The organism is Helicobacter sp. MIT 14-3879 (assembly GCF_003364125.1).
Genome location: NZ_NXLP01000068.1, coordinates 1 through 5,755, shown reverse-complemented (window position 1 = coordinate 5,755; position 5,755 = coordinate 1). Strand labels below are relative to the sequence as shown.

The following is a 5,755-nucleotide window of genomic DNA, read 5'->3' as shown; positions in this document are numbered from 1 at the left end:
TAGCAATCTTCTCATTTAGAATAAAATGCTTTTTTGTAGTTCATGATTTTAACTCGCATATTTTTCCATAAATTTACTCAACTCCTTATTTATTCACAGTAATCCTTGATTATATTTCACTAATCTTTGTTGTAAGCCTGCTTTGTACTTTATATTATCAACATATTTTAAAACAATTTCATCGCCTATCAAGTTATCAAGCACTGCGTCTAAATCTTTGAAACTCAATCTTATGGCTTTTTTAGCATTCTTATCAAGACTAAAAACCTTATGAGAATTAGCATCAATATAGATTAAATTTTGCCAATTATCAATAGCTTTTAAGGCATCAATATCTTTTGCATAATAAAATGGCACAATATGGTGTAGCTCAAAGCGGACATCTTTAGAAACTTCGTGCCATTTAAAATATTCTTGCTTGATAAGATTGCTTCGCTTAAAGCGAATTTCTTCACCATTGATACTTGCCTTAAGCACCAATCTTTGCTTTGTGTTATCATATTCAAATAAAGACATTAGATTCAAACTATTAAACATACTTTGTGTTTCATTCTTCCAATTATGAAAATCTCGTTTATCTGTCTTATTGCCTTTAAAATTTTGAGGCAAACAAAATTCACTTATTACTTCCTCCACAACTTTAGCCCTTGCTTTTAGGCTTCTAAACTCATTGATAAATTCTACTATCAAATCTTTTGTCAAAATATTACCCTGATATTCCCTGCCGAGATAAGTTACAAAAAACATCATTTCACTGACGCTGATATACTGCGGCTCTAGCGCATTGAGAATATCTAAGACATCTTGCACTACTCCATCAAAGACAAAGTCTAAAGCAATCCCTAAATTTTTTTGCTCTTCAAAAATATCTCTTGCATTGACAAAATCTAAGCCTCTTTGTGTGATTTTTACATATTTGTATTGAGATTTTCTGCCTATTTGACACAGCTTTTTACCTGCATCATATCTATCAATAAAGCCCATTCTTTGCAGATTCACAAAAATAATCTTACGCATTACCATATCTGTAATGCTTTTATTGATTGTCAATAAATCTTTATTCACTTTTTTTAAATATTCACAAAAATCTCGCTCATCATCACTATACATATAGTCATCATAAATATCGCCTTGTGTATGCAATAAGAAATCATTTTTTGGTAAATGTTTTAACACAATCTTAATATAGTCTAAATCCCAACGATAATGTTGTAATTTATGTGTGCCTCTGTAATCTTCTCTAAGGATTCTATCGTATAAAAACCTTAAGCAATCCAGTGCAGGATTTATCCCTATTAGTTTTTCTTTAAATTTTTCTTGTGTCATTTTACCTCTTTTATTTCTAAGCTAGAATCTAAATAATCCTTATTCAACTCACAGCCAATAAATTGCCGATTCAATGCTCTTGCTACTATACTTGTAATTCCTGTACCACTAAATAAATCTAAAATCAAATCCCCCTCTTTACTGCTTGCTTTTATCATACGCTCTATCATTTCTTTAGGTTTTGGGGTGGGGTGGTTTAGCTTTTGTGTCCTACCATTAACCTTTTGCTTATGCCTCTCACTTACTATTTCCCACACATCAGGGCAAAGTTTGCCATTTGGGTTTGGATACCACCTTTTGCCATTTTTTAATATGCCTTTTTTAGCAGCGTGTGTTATCCTGCTAACAGAATCATAAGGCAAACGAACGCTATCACAATTAAAATAATATTTCTTTGGATTCATACTGCAAAACAAAATGCACTCTTGAGTATTATTGAATCGCTTTTTATGTGCTGACATTCCATCTTTTTTATACCAAGTAATCCAATTTTGAAAAGTTGCTTTGCCCCTTAGATGATTAAGAAATAAGGCACAATTATAAGGAGTGTTAAAGATATACAAGCTACCTGTGGGCTTTATCTTAGGCAGCATAGAATCTATCCAAGCAAAACTAAAATCTAAAAAATCATTTTCACTCTTGAATCTATCCCAATTTGCAACCTTAAGATTATAGGGAGGGTCAATTATGGCTAAATCAACAAAGGCATTTGGCAGAGATTCTAAAAACTCAAAGACATCTTGAATATAAATTTGATTAATATTATAAGATAAAGCCAAGTTTTTCTCCTATGACGCTCTTATAATTTTCATAAATCTCATATCCTATATAATGCCTTTGTAATTGCTTTGCAACTCTCAGTGTTGTTCCGCTACCAGCAAATGGGTCTAGCACAATATCGCCTATAAAAGAATACAGCTTAATCAAACGATAAGGAATAGCTTCTGGCATAATCGCTGAATGTTTGCCAAAAGCACTATCGCTTTTATTAGGAATAGGAATATTCCAGATTTGTTTGGTAAATTCTACCCATTCACTTTGTGTCAATTTGCTCGCCTCTTTTATTTCTTTGGGAATATTATTTCGAGGCTTACCGTCTTTCACATAGACAGTAATAAATTCACTTGTATTTTGTGCATAGAAATTGCGAGGGTAGGGGTAGCTTCCAAACATTAATCTTTTTGTTGTGTTGGTGCGATTCCAGATATATAAATCCAAAAGATAAAAAGGAGTGTGATGCAAAATGCTTTGCTGAATATCGCTTTGTAAATCAAAAATATGACGGTTATAATGCGTATTGAAATCTTTTTTTAACATAGGCATTAAAGGCACATTGATACAAAGCTTGCCATTGGGTTTTAATATCCTAAAGCATTCTTTCCATACCCTTAAAAGCTCCTTTATATATACCCTATAATCTTGCAAATTCCCTAAGTCTTCATTCTCATTTTGCGAATGTATGGTATGCTGATAACCGTCTTTAAAATAATCTTTAATATTAAAATATGGAGGTGAAGTGATGATTAAATCCACGCTATTATCTAAAACTTCGCCCATATTGATACTAGATTTATATAATACTTGATTAAGAGGATTGATTACATCTTGTGATAGAGTTACCATATATTTTATACTTTCTTATTATTTTTATATATTATAGTGTATTGATTTGAATCTAAAATTATTATAAAAACACAACTAGAAACAAAGAGATATTTATTGCCATTTTAAAGGCTTGTCTTTTTTATAAACTCCTAGATTGGTGGAAAATCTACTTCTAGTGTGTAGCTTGTGAAAAGGTTGTTGTTAAGGAAAGAGAAATTTTGCATTGGAATAATCTCACTTTAGTGTTATTTCTTTGCTTAAAGTAAAACTTTAAGATATTTTAAAGCATTTTAACTATCTTTAAGAGCTATTTTTAAAGATTTTTTAGCCATTTTAAAGGCTTTGCTTTTCACGCTTAATAGTTACAAGATACTCTTCATCATTTAAAATTAATAAAGAGATACTAAAGCTGACTAAATCTTTGTTGTGCTTTTTTGTCCTACTCTTATTGTTATAAAATTACTAGAGATACTCAAGCCGCTTTTAGCAATATTTCCTTTGTGAAAGTCCTTAATCTTCACTCCTAAGTAGCAATCTTCTAATTTAGAATAAAATGCTTTTTTGTAGTTCATGATTCCTTGCTCCAATCTTATTTAGGTCATTATATCATTGCAATATACATCTACCACTTGCACATTGATTAATAAAAGTACTCAAAGGGATAGTAGCACTACCGCGTCTATCCTCTCCTTCACCACTGCAATTGTTATTCGATACAAATTCAGCAATGGGATTAGGATAAATCTCACGCAAACGCAAAGAATAAAACATATAAAGACGTCTACCACCGGGAGTAACGACATTGAACGCTTCATTGGGATTATGTGCAAATGCGTTTCTTAATGCTTGTACATAATCTTGATAGCTCATATTTCGTATATTTGTAGGGATAAATTGCACACCTGTACCTGTCCTTAAAACTGGCATAGCATGCCCACTGCGTCTGCCATCTTGCGTAATAAAATACATTTGCACGACCCATAAAGTCCCTGCAGGCTGAACAAATAAATCTCTTAAAGCATTTCTTATAGAACTATTTGTGATAGCAAACTCTGAAGAAAGCCAAAAATGTCCGGGATACAGACTTAAAGCAATAGCCCGATACATCTGTGCGGCATATTCAAATGCTTGTGTTTGCGATAATACGGGTGGAATATTTGTAGCGCGATAGCGACTAAGCTCATTTGCCAAAATAGGATAGCGTGTGCGAAAAGAAGTAAAAGGATTTACTCCATAAGCAGTATCAAAGAAAAAACCTCCCGAATCAAGTGGGTTATAGGTGTATTCGTTGAGTTCCGCAATCATTTGATAACTATGCAGCAAACACACTCCACAATCTCCAGCACGTTCAAGCACTCCATCGGTTGTTGTGGCAATCTGCCATAAACGTCTTATCCAAGCATCGTTAAGTTCAAAACTACGAGGCAAAGTAAGAGGTGATAGGGGGAGGGATTTTTGTTCTAGCGCCCCTTTTGCAGGGCAAGTAGTTAGAGAATCTGAAAGATTAGCATTTCTAAAACGTTCCCAATTTTGCATATCATAATTGAATTGAAAATATGATGTTTGTCCTTCACCTGTATCTTTAGCGATAAAATTTTGTTGTGCAGTATAAGGCACACCCCAATTGACACCATATTTTGTTACACGCAAAAAGTTTCCCAAATAATCTTGAAGTATCGCCGTATCATTATCTGCAAACATAAATAGACTCCATGCCTTTGCATCATTATTGTTTTGGGAAGCATGAAAATTGCATTTTTTCCAAGTCGTCCAATTCCAACTTTGCTGTGTAGTTTGTTGCGATGTTAGGCAAAGCATATCTGCATTAGCCGGGTTATATTGTGCTATATAGCCATTTTCCAGATTAAAATGTAATTCTTGAACGTCATTTTTGATAGATTCGTTGTTGGTTAAATAATACAAATCAAATTCTTGAGGCGTATTAAAATTCCAAGCAATAAATCCACTTTGAGCAAGATTTGCAGGTGTTGCTATCGTATCTAGCCACTCTTGCATATTGTAAAGGACAAGGTTAGGTATTTTATTGTGGGAATTTTGGGTTTTTTGCAATGTTAAAAAGCCATTTGTAAGCCCAACCATAAAAGAAGAATCGGGACTATAAAGCGCATTATCTTTTACAATAAAGCTTTGGGTTTTATCATTAAGCACACATGGGCGTAAAATCAATCGTTCTGCAGATTTATATGTTTGATTAGCTGTGCTCAAGCAGAGCCAAGTGTCATTGTGTTTCCACGCTATACGACTAAAGACATCATAACGAGCATTTTGTGCCCTCTTGCAATCACTTATCCCCACATAACCTTCACCTTGGGTAAAGATAGGGGTAAGGCATTGTATTTGTGAGTGTTCATTTTTAAAAGTAATAGGTCTATCTTTTGGGCTATCAGCAAGTTTTTGGGGGACTTGTAAAATATGAGATGAATCCATAGCAAAAGCAGGCATAACAACAAAAAGAACAAATATTATAACAAAGCTTAGGTAAGGGGGCTGTATAGATTGGTTGTGTTCCACTTTGAAGATTTGCGTGGCTTTTTTGCCTTGTGTTTGTTTATCTCTATATCTCATAGTTATCCTTTCTTGTGTAAATTGACAACACTTCTTCGGCATTCTTCTCTTATCTCATTTAGCAAGATTTTAGATTCTCCCCTCTTTGCTTCCCAATACATAAAGCCATTGAGCCGCTTTGCCTTAGTGTTTTTAAGGCGGGCTGCAAGAGTGTGTATATCATAAATTTGTCCTTGAAATTCTAGCTTACCCTCGCTTGTGAGATAGGCTTGAAATGCGGTATTTTTAAGGTGGAGTT

At 33.6% G+C, this 5,755-nt stretch carries 5 protein-coding genes and 1 pseudogene; all 6 read right to left on the bottom strand.

All coding sequences use genetic code 11. The features are described 5' to 3' along the window. Positions 1-93: 93 nt before the first annotated feature. Entirely contained in the window at positions 94-1,326 is a 1,233-nt protein-coding gene (locus tag CQA44_RS10910) for a hypothetical protein (protein ID WP_115547261.1), read from the bottom strand. Next, on the bottom strand, positions 1,323-2,087 hold the full coding sequence (locus CQA44_RS10905) for a site-specific DNA-methyltransferase (RefSeq protein ID WP_115547263.1): 765 nt from the start codon (positions 2,085-2,087) through the stop codon (positions 1,323-1,325). Before CQA44_RS10905 ends, CQA44_RS10910 begins: the two co-directional genes overlap by 4 nt. A gap of 1 nt (position 2,088) precedes the next feature. After that, complete coding sequence (locus CQA44_RS10900) at positions 2,089-2,883, bottom strand: site-specific DNA-methyltransferase (RefSeq protein WP_115547262.1); 795 nt, start codon at positions 2,881-2,883, stop codon at positions 2,089-2,091. 461 nt (positions 2,884-3,344) lie between these two features. Beyond that, positions 3,345-3,503 carry a hypothetical protein gene (locus CQA44_RS12710; protein ID WP_181881888.1) on the bottom strand — a complete coding sequence of 53 codons (159 nt, stop codon included), beginning with the start codon at positions 3,501-3,503 and terminating at the stop codon, positions 3,345-3,347. A 34-nt stretch (positions 3,504-3,537) separates the two neighbouring features. Beyond that, positions 3,538-5,517, bottom strand: a complete 1,980-nt coding sequence (locus CQA44_RS10895; RefSeq protein ID WP_181881887.1) for a DUF1561 family protein — start codon at positions 5,515-5,517, stop codon at positions 3,538-3,540. Positions 5,518-5,519: 2 nt separating this feature from the next. After that, positions 5,520-5,755, bottom strand: a pseudogene (locus CQA44_RS12705) (hypothetical protein); the annotation flags it as partial.